Source organism: Mucilaginibacter polytrichastri (assembly GCF_001911425.1).
GTDB classification, from domain to species: Bacteria; Bacteroidota; Bacteroidia; order Sphingobacteriales; family Sphingobacteriaceae; genus Mucilaginibacter; species Mucilaginibacter polytrichastri.
This window is the reverse complement of record NZ_MPPL01000001.1, coordinates 301,707-317,236: the sequence shown is the minus strand read 5'-3', so window position 1 is coordinate 317,236 and position 15,530 is coordinate 301,707. Positions and strand designations below refer to the sequence as shown.

At 42.4% G+C, this 15,530-nt stretch carries 20 protein-coding genes; 13 read left to right on the top strand and 7 right to left on the bottom strand.

The window, feature by feature from the left end; all coding sequences use genetic code 11:
• Positions 1-17 precede the first annotated feature (17 nt).
• Entirely contained in the window at positions 18-530 is a 513-nt protein-coding gene (locus RG47T_RS01450; RefSeq protein ID WP_074487582.1) for a GNAT family N-acetyltransferase, read from the bottom strand.
• A gap of 35 nt (positions 531-565) precedes the next feature.
• Positions 566-901, bottom strand: a complete 336-nt coding sequence (locus RG47T_RS01445; protein ID WP_074487580.1) for a cupin domain-containing protein — start codon at positions 899-901, stop codon at positions 566-568.
• Positions 902-1,071: 170 nt separating this feature from the next.
• Between RG47T_RS01445 and RG47T_RS25630 the strand changes: the two genes are divergently transcribed.
• Positions 1,072-1,305 carry a hypothetical protein gene (locus RG47T_RS25630; protein ID WP_139235629.1) on the top strand — a complete coding sequence of 78 codons (234 nt, stop codon included), beginning with the start codon at positions 1,072-1,074 and terminating at the stop codon, positions 1,303-1,305.
• A 71-nt stretch (positions 1,306-1,376) separates the two neighbouring features.
• Here the strand turns inward: RG47T_RS25630 and RG47T_RS01440 are convergent, their stop codons facing one another.
• Positions 1,377-1,871 carry a DUF2147 domain-containing protein gene (locus tag RG47T_RS01440; protein WP_074487579.1) on the bottom strand — a complete coding sequence of 165 codons (495 nt, stop codon included), beginning with the start codon at positions 1,869-1,871 and terminating at the stop codon, positions 1,377-1,379.
• A gap of 101 nt (positions 1,872-1,972) precedes the next feature.
• On the bottom strand, positions 1,973-2,614 hold the full coding sequence (locus RG47T_RS01435; RefSeq protein WP_074487577.1) for an HAD family hydrolase: 642 nt from the start codon (positions 2,612-2,614) through the stop codon (positions 1,973-1,975).
• A 129-nt stretch (positions 2,615-2,743) separates the two neighbouring features.
• Between RG47T_RS01435 and RG47T_RS01430 the strand changes: the two genes are divergently transcribed.
• A complete protein-coding gene (locus RG47T_RS01430; RefSeq protein ID WP_074487576.1) occupies positions 2,744-4,006 on the top strand; it encodes a metallophosphoesterase in 1,263 nt (420 codons plus the stop codon).
• Between the two features lie 16 nt (positions 4,007-4,022).
• On the opposite strand, the gene RG47T_RS01425 is transcribed toward RG47T_RS01430, so the two are convergent.
• Complete coding sequence (locus tag RG47T_RS01425) at positions 4,023-4,385, bottom strand: helix-turn-helix domain-containing protein (RefSeq protein WP_074487575.1); 363 nt, start codon at positions 4,383-4,385, stop codon at positions 4,023-4,025.
• Positions 4,386-4,598: 213 nt separating this feature from the next.
• On the opposite strand from RG47T_RS01425, the gene RG47T_RS01420 reads away from it, so the two are divergent.
• Entirely contained in the window at positions 4,599-4,979 is a 381-nt protein-coding gene (locus RG47T_RS01420) for a response regulator (protein WP_074493021.1), read from the top strand.
• On the opposite strand, the gene RG47T_RS01415 is transcribed toward RG47T_RS01420, so the two are convergent.
• Complete coding sequence (locus RG47T_RS01415; RefSeq protein WP_074487573.1) at positions 4,942-5,304, bottom strand: hypothetical protein; 363 nt, start codon at positions 5,302-5,304, stop codon at positions 4,942-4,944. The genes RG47T_RS01420 and RG47T_RS01415 overlap by 38 nt on opposite strands.
• 122 nt (positions 5,305-5,426) lie before the next feature.
• Positions 5,427-6,122 (bottom strand): S24 family peptidase, encoded by a 696-nt coding sequence (locus tag RG47T_RS01410; RefSeq protein ID WP_074487572.1) that lies wholly within the window; start codon positions 6,120-6,122, stop codon positions 5,427-5,429.
• Positions 6,123-6,247: 125 nt separating this feature from the next.
• On the opposite strand from RG47T_RS01410, the gene RG47T_RS01405 reads away from it, so the two are divergent.
• The 10 genes from RG47T_RS01405 to RG47T_RS25905 all read left to right on the top strand — a co-directional run bounded on the left by RG47T_RS01405 (position 6,248) and on the right by RG47T_RS25905 (position 15,343).
• A complete protein-coding gene (locus RG47T_RS01405) occupies positions 6,248-6,451 on the top strand; it encodes a hypothetical protein (protein WP_074487571.1) in 204 nt (67 codons plus the stop codon).
• A 51-nt stretch (positions 6,452-6,502) separates the two neighbouring features.
• The gene (locus tag RG47T_RS01400; protein WP_074487569.1) at positions 6,503-6,919 is read left to right on the top strand and encodes a hypothetical protein; all 417 of its coding nucleotides are present in this window, start codon (positions 6,503-6,505) and stop codon (positions 6,917-6,919) included.
• 27 nt (positions 6,920-6,946) lie between these two features.
• Positions 6,947-7,408, top strand: a complete 462-nt coding sequence (locus tag RG47T_RS01395) for a terminase small subunit (protein WP_074487568.1) — start codon at positions 6,947-6,949, stop codon at positions 7,406-7,408.
• A gap of 12 nt (positions 7,409-7,420) precedes the next feature.
• Positions 7,421-8,632: a PBSX family phage terminase large subunit gene (locus tag RG47T_RS01390; RefSeq protein ID WP_074487566.1), complete on the top strand. Its 1,212-nt coding sequence runs from the start codon at positions 7,421-7,423 to the stop codon at positions 8,630-8,632.
• Position 8,633: 1 nt separating this feature from the next.
• Entirely contained in the window at positions 8,634-9,332 is a 699-nt protein-coding gene (locus RG47T_RS01385; protein WP_074487565.1) for a hypothetical protein, read from the top strand.
• 313 nt (positions 9,333-9,645) lie between these two features.
• Positions 9,646-10,092: a hypothetical protein gene (locus tag RG47T_RS01380; protein WP_074487564.1), complete on the top strand. Its 447-nt coding sequence runs from the start codon at positions 9,646-9,648 to the stop codon at positions 10,090-10,092.
• Between the two features lie 32 nt (positions 10,093-10,124).
• Positions 10,125-12,185, top strand: a complete 2,061-nt coding sequence (locus RG47T_RS01375; RefSeq protein ID WP_074487563.1) for a hypothetical protein — start codon at positions 10,125-10,127, stop codon at positions 12,183-12,185.
• A gap of 103 nt (positions 12,186-12,288) precedes the next feature.
• Entirely contained in the window at positions 12,289-14,268 is a 1,980-nt protein-coding gene (locus RG47T_RS01370) for a hypothetical protein (protein WP_074487562.1), read from the top strand.
• 206 nt (positions 14,269-14,474) lie between these two features.
• The gene (locus RG47T_RS01365) at positions 14,475-15,095 is read left to right on the top strand and encodes a hypothetical protein (protein WP_074487561.1); all 621 of its coding nucleotides are present in this window, start codon (positions 14,475-14,477) and stop codon (positions 15,093-15,095) included.
• Between the two features lie 71 nt (positions 15,096-15,166).
• On the top strand, positions 15,167-15,343 hold the full coding sequence (locus RG47T_RS25905) for a hypothetical protein (protein WP_171972458.1): 177 nt from the start codon (positions 15,167-15,169) through the stop codon (positions 15,341-15,343).
• The last annotated feature ends 187 nt before the right edge of the window (positions 15,344-15,530 follow it).

The following is a 15,530-nucleotide window of genomic DNA, read 5'->3' as shown; positions in this document are numbered from 1 at the left end:
TTTCATTTCTATCAAATTTACAAAAGCGGCTTCTCCATTACCAGCAGTTCTATAGGTGCTTTTGCTATTCCAAAACGTTCATCATTGGGGAAAGGCCTTATCTCACCCGTTTTTACATATCCATGCCGCTCGTACCAGGCAATCAGCTCGCTGCGGGTAGTTATTACGGTAATAGTTATCGCATTGCAGTTTTTGCTCCGGGCATATTCATCAGCTTTGGCTAATAACATTTTGCCTACACCCTTACCCTGTTCCACCGGCGAAACGGTAAGCATACCCAGGTAAAGCTGAGCACCCTTAACCTCCAAGTAAACACAGCCGGTTATACAGCCACCGTGATCAATATTTTTCAGGATGGCAACATTATTATCCTGCAGGTAGCTTAACACAATAACATTGTCAATACGCTGGCCATCCAGCAGGTGCGATTCATTGGTCCACCCCTGTTTAGCACTTTCGCCACGGTAGGCACTGTTTACAAGTGCGGTTAATTCGTCGGTATCAATAATTGTAGCAATGGTAATGGGCATGCGTCAAAAATAAACATCCCGTTAAAATATCACAACTACAGCTTCTGATAATCTTCGCGCACCGGGCTAAAAACATCAATCAGTTTACAAGCTGTTACCGCCCTGCCGCTGTGCCATACATTAGATGGGATAACCGCATACATACCCTTATCCAGAACCTGTGCATTACCATCGATGGTAAGCTCAAAAACACCTTCCAGTACAAATGACAACTGCTCGTGCACGTGCTGATGATGAGGCACTGTACTACCAGCCGTAACATCAATAAAATTAAGGGTATTGTTAGCCGTGTGAACCAGTTTAGAGAAATAGCCGGGCGCTATCTCCTTTACCGGGATATCGGCAAACAGTTTAAAAAATGTAGTATCCATATGGGTGGCAAAGTACTTATTTACAAACAAAATAAAATGGCTGCCCGCATCATTTACAAGAGTTATTATATCTTATTTGTGACACAATATTGGCATCATACCAAGAAAAAACATTAAACCTTACAGTTAATATACAGTTAAACACATATACAAATAGCGTATTATAACTTATGAAAACGATTAAAAATTTATTAGTAGCTACAGGCATAGCGCTTACCATGCTGGTGGCCGGCACAAGTACTACAGAGGCAAAACCAGTTGCCGAATTTCAAAGGATTATAGTTAGAACCGGGCCTCCTGTGCATCACCGCGTTTACCATCGCAGGCCTTACCGCCGTGTTTATCACAGGCCGTACCACCGCCCGTTCCACCGTCCATACCATCGCCCGCACCACAGGTATTAATCTGTGATAGCTTATAAAACAGGAAAGCCTTAAAAAATTTTGAAGGCTTTCCTGTTTTATATTAGTTAGGGTTATCTGCTGGTTAGCAAACGGTCGCTAGATGAGATGCGGTTAAATTTGATGCTTTTACCAATAAATTTAAAATGCCAGTAACCGGTTACTTTCAATATTCCTTCTTTATCAATACTTGCACAAGAGTTCCATTCGTGGCCATTTTTGGCATCATAAATAACACCATTTTCCCAGGAGTTTGATGAGGTATTATATTCGAGGTTTTTTAACACCTGCATGCCAAGCACTTTACGGGTACGTAAACTTTTATCCGGGTTTTTGTAATCCAGGCGGGTATCCATTGGTTTACTTTTATCGTCGCTGTCGTCAAACCATACAATAGAAGCTTTAAAACTGTCTCCATCCTTATACACCTGTACCACAATGTTTTTTTCACTACCCATCCAGGTACCAATAATCTGGTCGCAGTTGGATGATGTGGCAATGCCATTAGCCGCAAATAAGGTGAGCAACAGCGTTATTCCTAATCCCCTCAGTGTAAGTAACTTCTCCATATAAGCCTATTTGCAGTAATTGAGCCATCTTAATGCCACGCAAATGACAATAAAATGACTTTAAATAAAGCTATGACTTATTTATGTCAAAAATGAGGAGTTTATAAAATATTTTTTAGCGCTTCCAGCTCTTTTAAGGTAGCAACCTGGTCTTGTTCAACTACGCCGAAGCCATATGCTGCAAAAATAAACGGTACACCCGCCTTTTTACTGGCCTCATAATCGCCCATGGTATCGCCTACATAAACTGGGGCCTTAAGCTCATAATCATTAACCACATCTACAATATTTTGCCATTTGGGCTGTGTTTTGGTACCATAGCATTGGTGGCCTATAAACAAACCGTCAAGCCCGTCCATTTTTAAAAAGGTTTCGATATAACCGCTCTGGCAATTGCTTACGATAAACAGTTTGTAACGCGTAGCCAAATCTTTCAAGGTTTCCAGCAATTGCGGGTACCAGGTACCACCTTTACGGTGCAGCACTTCCAGTTCGCTTTTTGCTGCTATCCCCTTAAACTCGTTACGCTGTTCTGCTGTAATATAAGGGAACAGCTTTTCGAATATGGCATCGTAGGCCATACCCACAATAGAGGCCACATGGGCAACCGTTACATCGTCTTTAATATAATCAACCTGCTGTTTGGCAGCCTGCCAGGCCTCGGCTACGTTGGCGGTAGAATCCCAAAGCGTACCATCGAGGTCAAATATGATGCTGTCGTATTTATTTTTAAGTGTATCCATGAAGTGTCAAAAATAGCATTTTATCTTTCCACCCCTCATAAATGCTTTCCGAAATATTTACCTTGTACCGGGCAACAATACTAACCCTTAACAGGTTATGCTCTATTACATTTAACTATTGGTTTTTATATGCACCGTGGCGGCTTTTTAACTTTCTTTATTATTGTTTCCTGCATTACCCTCTTGCTAGACTGGTATGTATTTTCTGGACTAAAAACGTTAAGCATAGGCTGGCCGCAACGCGCCAGGCTAATTACCCAGTATGGCTTCCTGCTTGTTTCTGTTGGCGTAACGGTAGTATTTCTGCTGGGTTTCGGTAGCTTTAGTACAGCCAGGGGTATGACGCCTTTTCACGAATGGATGCTGAGTTTATTTCTCACCATTTTTGTAACCAAGCTGGTTTTTATTATCGTATTATCACTTGGCGACCTGGGGCGTTTTATAACCGGCGTTGCCAGCAATGTTGCCAAACCTGCAGCACAGCAAACCCAGCCATACTTCCCAAACAGGCGTAAGTTTATCAGCGAACTGGCCGTGCTTTTAGCAGCCTTCCCTTTTGCAGGTTTTTTATATGGCATGGTGCGCGGCAAGTATGATTATAAGGTACATCGCCAAACCATTTATTATGATGACCTGCCCGATGCTTTTGATGGCTTTACCATTACGCAGCTATCAGACATCCACTCGGGTAGTTTCGATAATGCCAGGGCTGTACAAAGGGGTGTGGATTTAGCCAATGCGCAAAAATCTGACCTGTTTGTTTTTACCGGCGACCTGGTGAATAATGCGGCCTGGGAAATTGAACCATATATCAATACTTTCGGCCAGCTAAAAGCTCCTTTCGGCCAATTCTCTGTATTGGGCAACCACGATTATGGCGATTATATACAATGGGACAGCGCCGCCGAAAAAGCAAAGAACCTGGAAACCCTGAAACAGCACCACAAAGCATTAGGCTACAGATTGCTACTGGACGAAAACGTAATACTGGAAAAGAACGGGCAAAAACTGGCCCTTATTGGTGTAGAAAACTGGGGCAAAGGCTTTATCCAGATTGGCGACCTGAACAAGGCCATGCAAGGCGTTGACCCCAATGCCTTTAAAATACTATTATCTCACGACCCTACCCACTGGGAAGAAAAGGTGAGATACAACCCTAATAAAATCCATTTAACCTTAGCAGGCCATACCCACGGCGCACAGTTTGGCGTTGAAGTGGCCGGTATAAGATGGAGCCCTGTACAATACCGCTATGTAGATTGGGCCGGACTGGTGCAAAATAATGGCCGCTACCTGTACGTAAACCGCGGATTTGGGTTCTTAGCCTTCTCGGGCCGGGTAGGGATATGGCCGGAAATTACGGTAATTACGCTGAAAAAGAAAGTGGCTTAACTATCTAATGAATTTCTTAGCCTGCTTTCTGCTGGCTATTAAACCCGTTATCACGAATCTCTTTGAGCTCTAATTCGTAGGCGCGCATGCGGGCATGTAAAATATCTACCTCCGTGCGCAGCATCTGGATCTCGGTGATCAGCTTGGCCGATTCGGGTTTGCTGATCTTTTTATCGCCGGTACCCAATATCAGCCACTCGGGCGAATACTTTAACTGGAAGCAAAGCTTACGGATGAGATAGTAGCTCATCTCCTGCTTTTGATTTACAATTTTGCTAATAAACCCCTGGTCAACGCCAATAGCATTGGCTAAAGCCAGTTGCCCGCCGTGATCTTTTACAATCACTTTCATACGCTTCACTATTGCATCGTCTGTCATATTCAATCAAAATACAGGCACCTGCTTTCGGCTACCAAATTTGCAGGCAATATTAGGTTATTTTGCGTTAGCACGATAATTTTAAACGGATTAGATTTTAAATCAGCATACAACTTAATCCGCTATATACTGATTTTATTAATAATAAAAATATTATATTATTAATAAAATCAGTATATTTATAAGTTGCTAAACCAGTTAAAATCACCTGATTTGAAAATCTTAGTCATTGAAGACAATAAAGATATTTTAGAGATAATCAATATCATCCTTAGCGACGATGGATATGAAGTAGTATCACATCGGGACGGGTCATGTATTGACCATCTGAAAGATATTAATCCGGGACTGATTATTACGGACGAGCTATTACCCGGTACGAAAGGCAGCGAACTTTGCCACCGGCTAAAAGAAAGCGAGGAGTTTAAACACATCCCGGTGGTACTTATGTCAGCATCGCAGGCTCTCGAAAACATTGCCATAAAGTGCAGGGCCGACGCCTATATGGCAAAGCCGTTTGATATGGATGCACTTACAGAACTGGTTAAAGATCTGCTTAGTAAACAACAGTCCGATTCAGTTTTTGAAGTATAACACCCAGCTTATGATCATAAGCTTTCAGCGTAATTCTTTTTTCTTTATAATGTGCTAACAACTCGTTAAGCTCTTCACCCAAAGCCAGCCTGTGTGTGTTTATTTTAGTGATCTGCGGGTCATCGCCAGGGTCGTTGGTAATGGTTTGCCTCAAGGCATGCTGTATAGTACGCAACTTATTATCGGCTGCTTTTTGCAAAAACAACTGGGGCACATCTTTATTCTCTTCTATAACTTTATGAACAGACCTGTTTCTGAAAAAGTTAATAAACAGCGCCAGCGCACCAACAAAAACGGTACAAATAAGTACAATAGTAAAGTCCATTAATTAGGATATTGGAAATAAAATAAGGTATTAATAACTTAGGTATTAGCAACCGTAATATTACTAAAATTAGTAATATTTAAAAATATAACAATTTTCCCAAACAGATATTCTTTAAAGCACTAATGATTATGCTTTTTGTGGATGTCCTTTACCAGGCAAAGCTTCTTAATTTCCGATTTTTTAATTACAAATGGTGCGTATTTAAGGCGGTTACCAATCATCTCTGTGGTATTGTCAGAATGTGCAATTACCTCGTCATCACTGTCGCCTATTAACAGGCGTTTGTACATCCGGTAATCGCCCCATTCAATGTAGTATACCTCGCCGGGTAAGATTTTTTTATCATGGATTATTTTAAGCGCAACCCAGCAACCGTTTTCGAGGTATGGATACATAGAGTGCCCCCAAACCGGCAAAGCAAAATCACATTCCTCAATACCGGGAAAGTTCATATAACCTACCGGTGCAGCGTCGTTCAGGTCGTTATATACTTCTACGCCCGAGGCCGTTGCGGTAACCTCATACATGGGGATGCCTTCAAAAATCTTCGCTTCTGCCTTTTTTTCAACAACTGCCGGCTTATGCCCTTCAAAAAAATCTTTAAAATATTCTTTAAATATTCTGAGTTTTTCTGGATCTATATTCTGCCTGCTCTTTATTATTTCTGTAATAGAGCTTGGTGAATTAAAACCCAGTATTTCGGCCAGTTCTGCATTACCGTTAAAGGCCTTTCCACGTAATTGATTGTATAATATGATAAATTCAAGCGTTTCTGGCCGGATGTTTTTGATCTTATTGATTTTGGCTTCTTCCATAATGTTAATAACTTTTTACAGAAAGTTTCTTTAAATACAGAATTTTCTTTATTTTTGTTTTGTAATTAATCATTAAAGATACATAGAAATATTGATAATTACACCAACCTAATACAGAACAAGCCATGATGCACATCGTATACTCAGTTTTTAACAAAACCGCCAACGAAAATCAAACCAATAACCGGGCAGACCAGCAGCAAACCGAAGTTGATTTGGCGCTGAGACTGGCAGCATACAAGCAAGTGTGCAACAAGTACCACGATGAAATTATGGCTATCCGTAAATATATGCCGCAATGGCAACCAAAATTTAGTTGTGAATTGTGAGTTGCACTTTACTCACAACTAAACAAAAACGATAACTCAAAACTTAAATATATGAACACGATAATCAGGATTCCGCAGAAACTGCGGAACGAGTTGTGGTGGCTCGTAGTGCAGGTAGATTTCGACTACAGCCGCATTACCATTGCCGACCACGAGACCAACGACGATGAAATTACCATTTGGCTGGAAGACAAGCACGACTTTAAAAACTCGCTGGATGAATGCCTGCGTCTCAACATTTCCCTCAAGCAGTTTGCACGGTTGATTAAGGAAGAAGGCCTCAACAGTTATGAAAGCACGCAGATGCACGCCAAAAAGAAGTTTCTATACAAAACCCGGGTAATGATTAACGAAGCCATAGGCTGGTATATTAATGATGCAAGCCCGGTTGAACAGGGATGGGCCCGCGAAGCTTTGCTGAAACAACTATTAACTCAACTGGTAGAAACTGAGATTTTCGCGATCTGATTTATGCCAATTAGCATATTAAACATAATGAATACGAAGCGACGAGTTTTCCATTCCAAATCAGATCTGGAAGGTTGGATCAGCAGCTATTTTAAATATATAGAGGGCGATTTTGAACTGGCCTTACCACCGCCAAGATCAAAGCTCGAAACCGAACGGGTGGCGCACAAAATATGGTTGCGCGAACCCGAGCCGCCTACCATTAGCGGCCTGGCCTACTACCTCGGTTTTGAAAGCCGGCAGGCATTTGACCAATATGAAGTGAGCGGCCGGTTTGGCCCCGAGTTAAAGCGCGGGCGGTTACGAATAGAGACCGAGTATGAGAAAAAGCTCCATAACTCCTCATCAACCGGGGCCATGTTTGCGCTCAAGGCTATGGGCTGGAATGAAAAGGCTGAAATCATGCCCATGCTTAACGGGGATATTACCATCCACATTATTGATACCGGCGCCCAACCCGCTGCCTCAGAAAAAGAAGTTGAACTATAAATTCTCATTGCCATGTTTAAAACAACCGTACTTTTTAAAAGCAATTATCAGGCTACCGGCCATGTGGTTGTTAACCAGGGCGGCACCAGTTCGGGTAAAACGTATGCCATATTGCAAGTGCTGTTTTGCATTGCATGTGAACAGGCGCAGCAGGTAATTACCGTTGTTGGGCAGGATATACCCAACCTTAAAGCCGGTGCATTGCGCGATGCGCAGAAGATTCAGCAGGATTCGCCAATACTGCAGCAGCATATTAAAAGCTACAATAAAACAGACAGGATATTTGAGTTTCACAATGGCTCTGTTATGGAGTTTAAAAGCTACGATAACGGTCAGGATGCTAAATCGGGCAAACGCAACTACTTGTTTATTAACGAAGCAAACGGCATTACCTGGAGCATTTACAGCGAACTTTCCCTGCGTACCAGCAAACGGATTTATATTGACTATAACCCCAACGTATCTTTCTGGGTACATGAGCAGCTACAGGGACAACCCGATGTGCAGTACCTTATATCAGACCATCGCCACAACCCATTTGCAGAAGCACATGTGCGCAACAAAGTAGAGCGGTTGAAGGAAACCGATTATGAGCAGTGGAAAGTATATGCCCGTGGCCTCACCGGCAAGCTAAACGGCCTGATATTTACCAACTGGCACACCTGCAACCAGATTCCTCCCGATGCCAAACTGCTTGCCTACGGCCTCGATTTTGGTTTCACCAATGACGAAACCGGCTGCCTGGAAGTATACCTGCAAAATGGCGAACTATGGGTTAACGAACTGATATACGAAACAGGACTAACCAACCCGGATATCTCACAGCGGCTTAAACAATTGAAGGTGAACAAAAACACAGAGATTATTGCCGATAGCGCCGAACCCAAATCAATAGAAGAGCTCCGCCGGTTGGGCTGGTACATTACAGGTGCAAAAAAAGGCCCGGATAGTATTAAAAACTCGATCGATATTTTAAAACGTTACCAGATCAATATTACCCAAAGCAGTGTAAACCTGCGCAAAGAACTGATGCGTTATCAATGGAAGGTTGACCAGTCGGGTAAGCCGCTAAACGAGCCGACTGATACCTGGAACCACCTGATCGACCCGCTGCGTTACATTGCCCTCGGTAAGCTCAGGATCAATAATACCGGCAAAACCAAATCATTTTTACCATGGCAAACACCTGCTGTTTTTCAAGACGATACCTTAAATCTTTTTTAAAATGAGAGCCCAAATATTAAAAACCACCGGCGGCAAGCTGCACATTAAAATACCCGAACACCTGCATGAGGTAACGCTGGGGCAACTGATCGAGATGCAATCGACAGAGAACATGAGCGATCTGGAAGCTATCCAGATCCTGTCGGGCATACCGATGAGCGAGTTGCAGAACATTAAGAACTTCGGCGATCTGCAATTATTTAATAACCATGTGGCCGCCTTATCACTGCAGATCAAAAACCTGTACAACAGTGAAAGTTTGCCCAAAACCATCACTTTTACCATTGACGGCAAGCCTGTAAAAGTAAAAGTGATCAGCAATTTATCGATAGAACCTGCCGGGGCATTTTTGGCGGCCCGAGATGTAATTACCGAAGAAATTAACGACCATATTGAGCAGCATGGCGATAACTGGCAGGCCAACTTTAACCCCTCGCTAAAAACCTGCGCCATGCTGCTGGCCCATTACTTTTACTGCACCGTAAGCGGCAACTGGTACAACGAATACAAGGCCGAAGAATTTTACGACGAGGTAATTAAGCTACCCTTTACAGATGCCCTGCCCATAGCTAAATATTTTTTTTTGAATTATCCAAACTTATCGAAACCGAAAATAAGCTGCTGGCTTCGCGTGCAACTGCTCTGGAAGAAAAGGCTGGCATTAAGTCGTTTCAAAAATTCGGGTATGTTAACACAGTAAATGCCCTGGCAGGCGGCGACGTTACCAAATGGGCGCAAATAGTCAACCTGCCCTACTCGGTTGTCCTAACCAAGTTACTGCTTAACCAAACCGAGGCACATTATCAGAAAAGGTATCATGAATTGATGCAGGCACAGTAATCATCATAATAATACGTCATGCTGAACTTGTTTCAGCATCCCACAGCACGGGTGTACAAATGCATAGTTTTTGACCTGTCATGTGGAATCCCGAAACAAGTTCGGGATAACGGCGGATATTTCCGGATAGGCACATTTATTAACTCAAAACTTACTCATTCAAAACTAAAACCATGGCTATACGCAACCAAATACAAGCTGTTGTACATACTCTCGGCAGCAGCCCGTCATTCATCTACGGTTCGGCAAACGAACTCAATTTACTGGCAGATCAGGAAAACTTCCCCTGCGTATTTATGTACCCGCTGCAACCCATTACGGTAACCCCGTGCACCAATGGGTCGGTGGATAATACCTATACCGTCTACCTCGAATTTTTGTTCAAAACAGATTTCGACCAGTACACGGCCGACAACGAAACCTACATTAGCCAGGCCCTGCAAATGGCTAACGAGTTTATTGTAAAAGCCGCCACTTACCGCCAGGGCGATGGCCGCTACTTTAAAATCAAAGCCGGCGAAAAAGCCAAATGCACGCCCGTATACAACAAGTACGATGTAAATACAACCGGCGTAAGCCTCAGCATTACTTTGGCTACCATGTATTTCCAGGCTTATTAATAACCTTAATCACCCTCAAATAGAACCAACACATGAGCTTAATTGCAAGCATCTATAACGATACCACCACCGCGCCGGGGTTAGCTGGTTACGTTTATGTAACCGGCACTATCTATATCAAAATAACAGACGAAAACGGCAGGCCCACCAATGGCAATGGCATTATTGTAACCGTTCAAAGAAATGCCGACGGACAAATTACGAACGAAGATTACGTTGTACCAGGCCAAAACTTACCCATTTACTCGGGTACCATTAACCGCAGTCAAAACGGGCAGGTATTTAATTCCGTATCTTACACAGTGGTTAGCGCCAGTCCGGCCGCTGCTGCCCCGCCTGCTACAACCTGCAATGTGGTAATTAATTCGGTTAGCATTATTCAAAAAGAATCTAGTCCGGGTGCTCAAAACGGGCAGATTACCATCAATGCCTATTCCAGCTATGTGCTGCTGTACAGTCTCGATAATATTAACTTTCAATCATCGCCCACATTTAGCAACCTGGCGGGCGGCGCTTACAATGCCTATATTAAAGATACCAATGGCTGCGCAGCAAGTTACGCCTTCGATATCGGTACAACGCAAAACCTGTTGGTTAACGACCCATCGGTTAATCTGGGCGGTGGCAATATATCCCGCTGGAGTGCGGCTTTTAATCCCGTCGTTTTCACTTATCAGCGTAAAGATTTTGCCGTAACCAATATCTTTAATAGCTCCATCAGCAGTGGCACGCAGTTTATTGTTAATGCCGATACCAGCAGCATTAAAGCCGGCGATAGCGTGTATATTAATGCGGGGGCTTACCTTGGCGTTTACACAGTAGATGTTCCACTAACCAATGGCTTCGTAATCAAAAATCCGTTTATGGCCGGCAGCAACACTATTGGTTATATAAATTGTAATACGCTGCGCAGTTATTATAAAGTAACTACACAAATTAACTTTCAAGATCAAAATGGTGCCACAAAAACCATTATATCAACCAATCGCCCGGATAAAACAGGTTTTATTAGGGCCGATTTTTCCAGCTTTTTGCAGAGCCTGTTACAGCCTGTTGACAATAGTGACTACACACAAGTAAACTACCGCGATACGAGCCTGAGCGCAAGCTACCAACTGGCCTACCGGGAAAGCTGGACCGACGCTGCCAAAAACGAGCAATCATCTGCATGGGTTAGCATCGGCAACCCTTTTTACATCACCTACTCAGCCAAACAATTGGGCGACCAGCATGGTGGCAATATGGCGGCTTATGTGCCTTTCAAAACCGTGATCAATCCCAATCAGCTGGCCAAATGGGTAACAGATTTTGCCGAACCTGCTTACAGCACCGGCTACCCGTTTGATATTGGCTTTATCTACAGCGAAGACCTGATTGGCCTCGATCTGTATTACGAAATGGTGATGCTCGATGCCAACCGCCAGCCATTATCGGGCACACCGGGCAATGTGCTTTTATTGAATGACGACAGCAGCTATTTGCTGGGGCAGGACAACAGCCGTTTCATTATCAATAGCTACGGCGCCACACAAAACCTCACACCAAATCAGCTGGGCTTAAACAGGCTAATGATTAATGCCGGCTTCCCGCGGGAGGCTTATTATTTTAACCTTACTTTAAAATACAAGGATGCCGGTAATAACCCACATGCCGTAACGCAAACCCAAACCGTGCGCATTGACAATACGGTAGACGATCAGTCGGTTTACCTGCGCTGGATAGGTTTGAGCGGAGCCTGGAACTATTACCGTTTTGTTTACAATCAGGAGGTTACGCTGGATGTGCAGAACGCCGTGATTATTAAAAACTTCGTATCCGACTGGGAAAATCAACAGGGTATTGAGGAAGTGATCAGTAAAAGTGCCGGCCAAAAAATGAAGGTAATGGCCGAAGATCTTTCGGTAGCAGATATTAAAGGCCTGCAAGCCGTTAAATATTCGCCCAAGGTGCAAATGCTCATCAACAGCAATCCCATTAAATGGCAAACTGTGGTACTCAATACAGCCACCTTTACCGAATACGAAACCCGTTACGGCCAGTATGCTTTCAGCGTTACGTTTAACCTGCCATCAATTAATATACAGACGCAGTAGTTCATAGATCATAGTTGATAGTTCATAGCCGAAGTGTGTATGAACTATTAACCATAAACTAAGAGAACTACCATGATCTGTCAACCATTACCATGAATTAAAAATGAACCTACAAGTATACATCAATGACCAGCTGGTCGATCTGTCGGACGATAGTCCGCTGGCGCTTACCTTCCAGATCAATAACCTGGCCGAGGTGAAGAACCAGCAGGGTAATACCTCCAACCAGTTTAAACTGCCGCTTACACAGCGCAACCGAACGATTTTGGGCTACCCGGATGAGATTGCATTTTGCACAGACGCGCCCTATACCCAATACCCGGCCCGCATTATACAGGACGGTATGGAAATAGTACCCAATGCCGTTGCAGAACTTAATAGCATAGAGCAGGACACCGCCAACGTAACCATACTATCTGGCAACGTCGATTTTTTTGATGCCATAGATGGTAAGATTTATGATATGGGCAATATTGCTACAACCTATGGCGCAAACACACCATTTAAACCCTACGACCATGCCTGGACAATTGACAATGTAGCCATATCGCAAACCAAAACAGAAGGCTGGATCTGGCCCATTGTTGATTATGGCAAAATAGAAACCGATGTTACCAAACCTATTGATGTACGCTATCTGCGGCCCGGATTTTTCTTAAAAACCGCCATTGAAGTGATGGTGGGGAATGCCGGGTTTAAAGCAACCGGCTCATTAATAGCAAACGCACTTTATCAAAAACTCATTGTACAATTTGCCAATGATAACTTTCAGCATAGTACAGACATGCAAAACGCCCGGGATAGCTATTCCATTTCTGTACAAAAAACCAGCGATCAGTTTTGTGCCGAAAGTAATTCAGATAGCTTTGCAAACGGCACGGTTACTTTTTCACAAATTAATGCCGACCCATCGCATGCCTTTACGGCAAATACCTTTGTAGCGCCAATAAATATGGCTGTAACCATTGAATTTAACTATGATCTGCGTGTAAGAGGTACCCGCAAAAATCATTCGGCAGGCATCCATGTATTTATCCGTACTGCAGTTTTAAATACTGTTACAGATTTGGCTACAAATAACCACAATGCAGATCAGCCTGTTAATGTGTATGCCGTATATAACAAGCAAAAACTCTCGTGCGATGTTAACCTGGTTAAAAACCAACGTGTTATTATTGGCTACAACCTACCCCTTAAAGGCTCCGAAGCTTATGTTAATAAGGGCGCACTATTTACCATTACCAACAAACAGGCCGATGTAATATACGGGCAAACCATTCAGTGCGAACGCATCTTTCCGGATATTAGTCAGAAAGATCTGCTTAAAGACACGCTGCAACATTTTGGCGTAATATGCCAGACCGATAATACTACCAAAACGGTGAACTTTGCTTTTTTTAAAGACATTGTAAACAACATACCCATTGCTTATGACTGGACGGGTAAATGCCTTGACCAGGGCAAAACCATAACGTTTCAGTTAGGCGGCTACGCTCAGGTAAATTATATGAAATATAAGCAGGATGATAACGTGCTGCCCAATGGTTTTGCCGATAGCCAGATTAACATTGCCGATGCCACCCTCCCCGCCACTGCCGATTTATTTGAAAGCCAGTTTGCCCCTACCCTTAACCGCCCATGGATTGGCGGCACCATTGCCCAAATTAACAAAGTAGACCAAAGCGACCCCAACAATACAGATTTCAGTGTGAGCACCCAACCCCGTATTTTAATTAATGACACCCGCTTTGTAAACACGCCGGTAACATTTACCGATGGCAGCGGCAAAACACGCGTGCTCAATAACGATTACGTATCTGTGCCCTATTTTTACCGGCAGGGCGGTGAAGAGAGTTTATTATTCAACGAACTGCGCCTTAAATATTACCCCGATTTGGAGCGGATATTAAAGCAAAGCAAAAAGGTGATCCGTTACTTTTTACTTACCCCTCGCGATGTTTTGGAGCTGGATTTACTGATCCCTGTTTACCTGCAGCAGGATAGCTGTTATTACTATATTAATAAAGTAGATAGTTGGCAGAAAGGGCAACCAACCAAGGTAGAGTTAGTGAAATTGGGATAGATCAGTTCAAACCTGAAAGACTCATTAAAAGAAATAAACAAAGCCATCCCAGAATTTACCGACGGTATGGAAAACGGCCTGAAAGCCATAGTTAAAATGCTGTGTGATGTGGTTACATCTGTAATGCAGCTTATTTTTTAATTTATTTGGAAATCATATATTAGTCACTTATATTTACTAATAAAATTAGTAAACCAACTTATTACATGACTTCACAAATTAACACCGCCAATCAAAAAATCGGGTTTAAAAATAAAGGACTAATTATTGCCATTATTTGCATAGCAATTATTGGATTAATAGTAAGTTTAAACTGGCACCAGTTACGTGCACAATACCATTTACTCACAGGCCACCAATTTAAAGCAGGAGATAAACTTTATGCTACTCCCAAAATATTTGAGGGAGACCCTAAAAACAATTCAGTTATACTAATGAGATTAGTGCGGCCATTAACCGTAGCTGATATTGACAAAATGAATATCAATGCTGCAAAAAAAGAGGTACTTAAAAAAAACATAGATCCGCAAGCTCAAAGTTATTTGATTTATGGAGGTGAGTCAGCTGATTACCAAAGGTTTAATGAAGCCCACACTGCATTTGCCGGCAAATATTTAGGCAAAGCGGTATTAAATTTTCGGAATGTTACTGATAAAAAACTTGTTCCCGAAACATTTTGTATAATCGAACCAAACGAAGATGTGATGATTGGTAAATATCTGCACCTGGCTACTATTCCCGAAAATTACACCTGGGCCGACAATACTTTCTATACTTTTTATGATAGTTTAACAGACCAGGAATTACCAAAATTTATTAAAAAATAATTTTTTGATAAAGACATATTGCCTTTATTTTTAAATAAAAATATGCCAATTGGCATATTAAACACAATTATATGTCTGATCAAAATAACAACCTCGATCCGGAGCTGCTTAGCCAGCTCCCACAGTATAAAGCAGGTTTTGATAACCTGCGCGATGCTGTAAATAATCTCAATAAAGAGATTGTAAACTCAACAGATAAGTTCACCAAACTCAATATGCAAACAAGGAACTGTAAACTGGGTGTCTAAATAAAAAGTACTATTAAAGTCTGATGTGGTAACATCTGTAATGCAGCTTATTTTTTATTTATTTTGAAATCACATATTAGTTATTTATATTTACTAATAAAATTAGCAAAACCTCATTCTCACAATGAACGACCAATCAAACACAAAACCACAAAAAAAAAGTATTAACAAAGGATTATTAATTGGC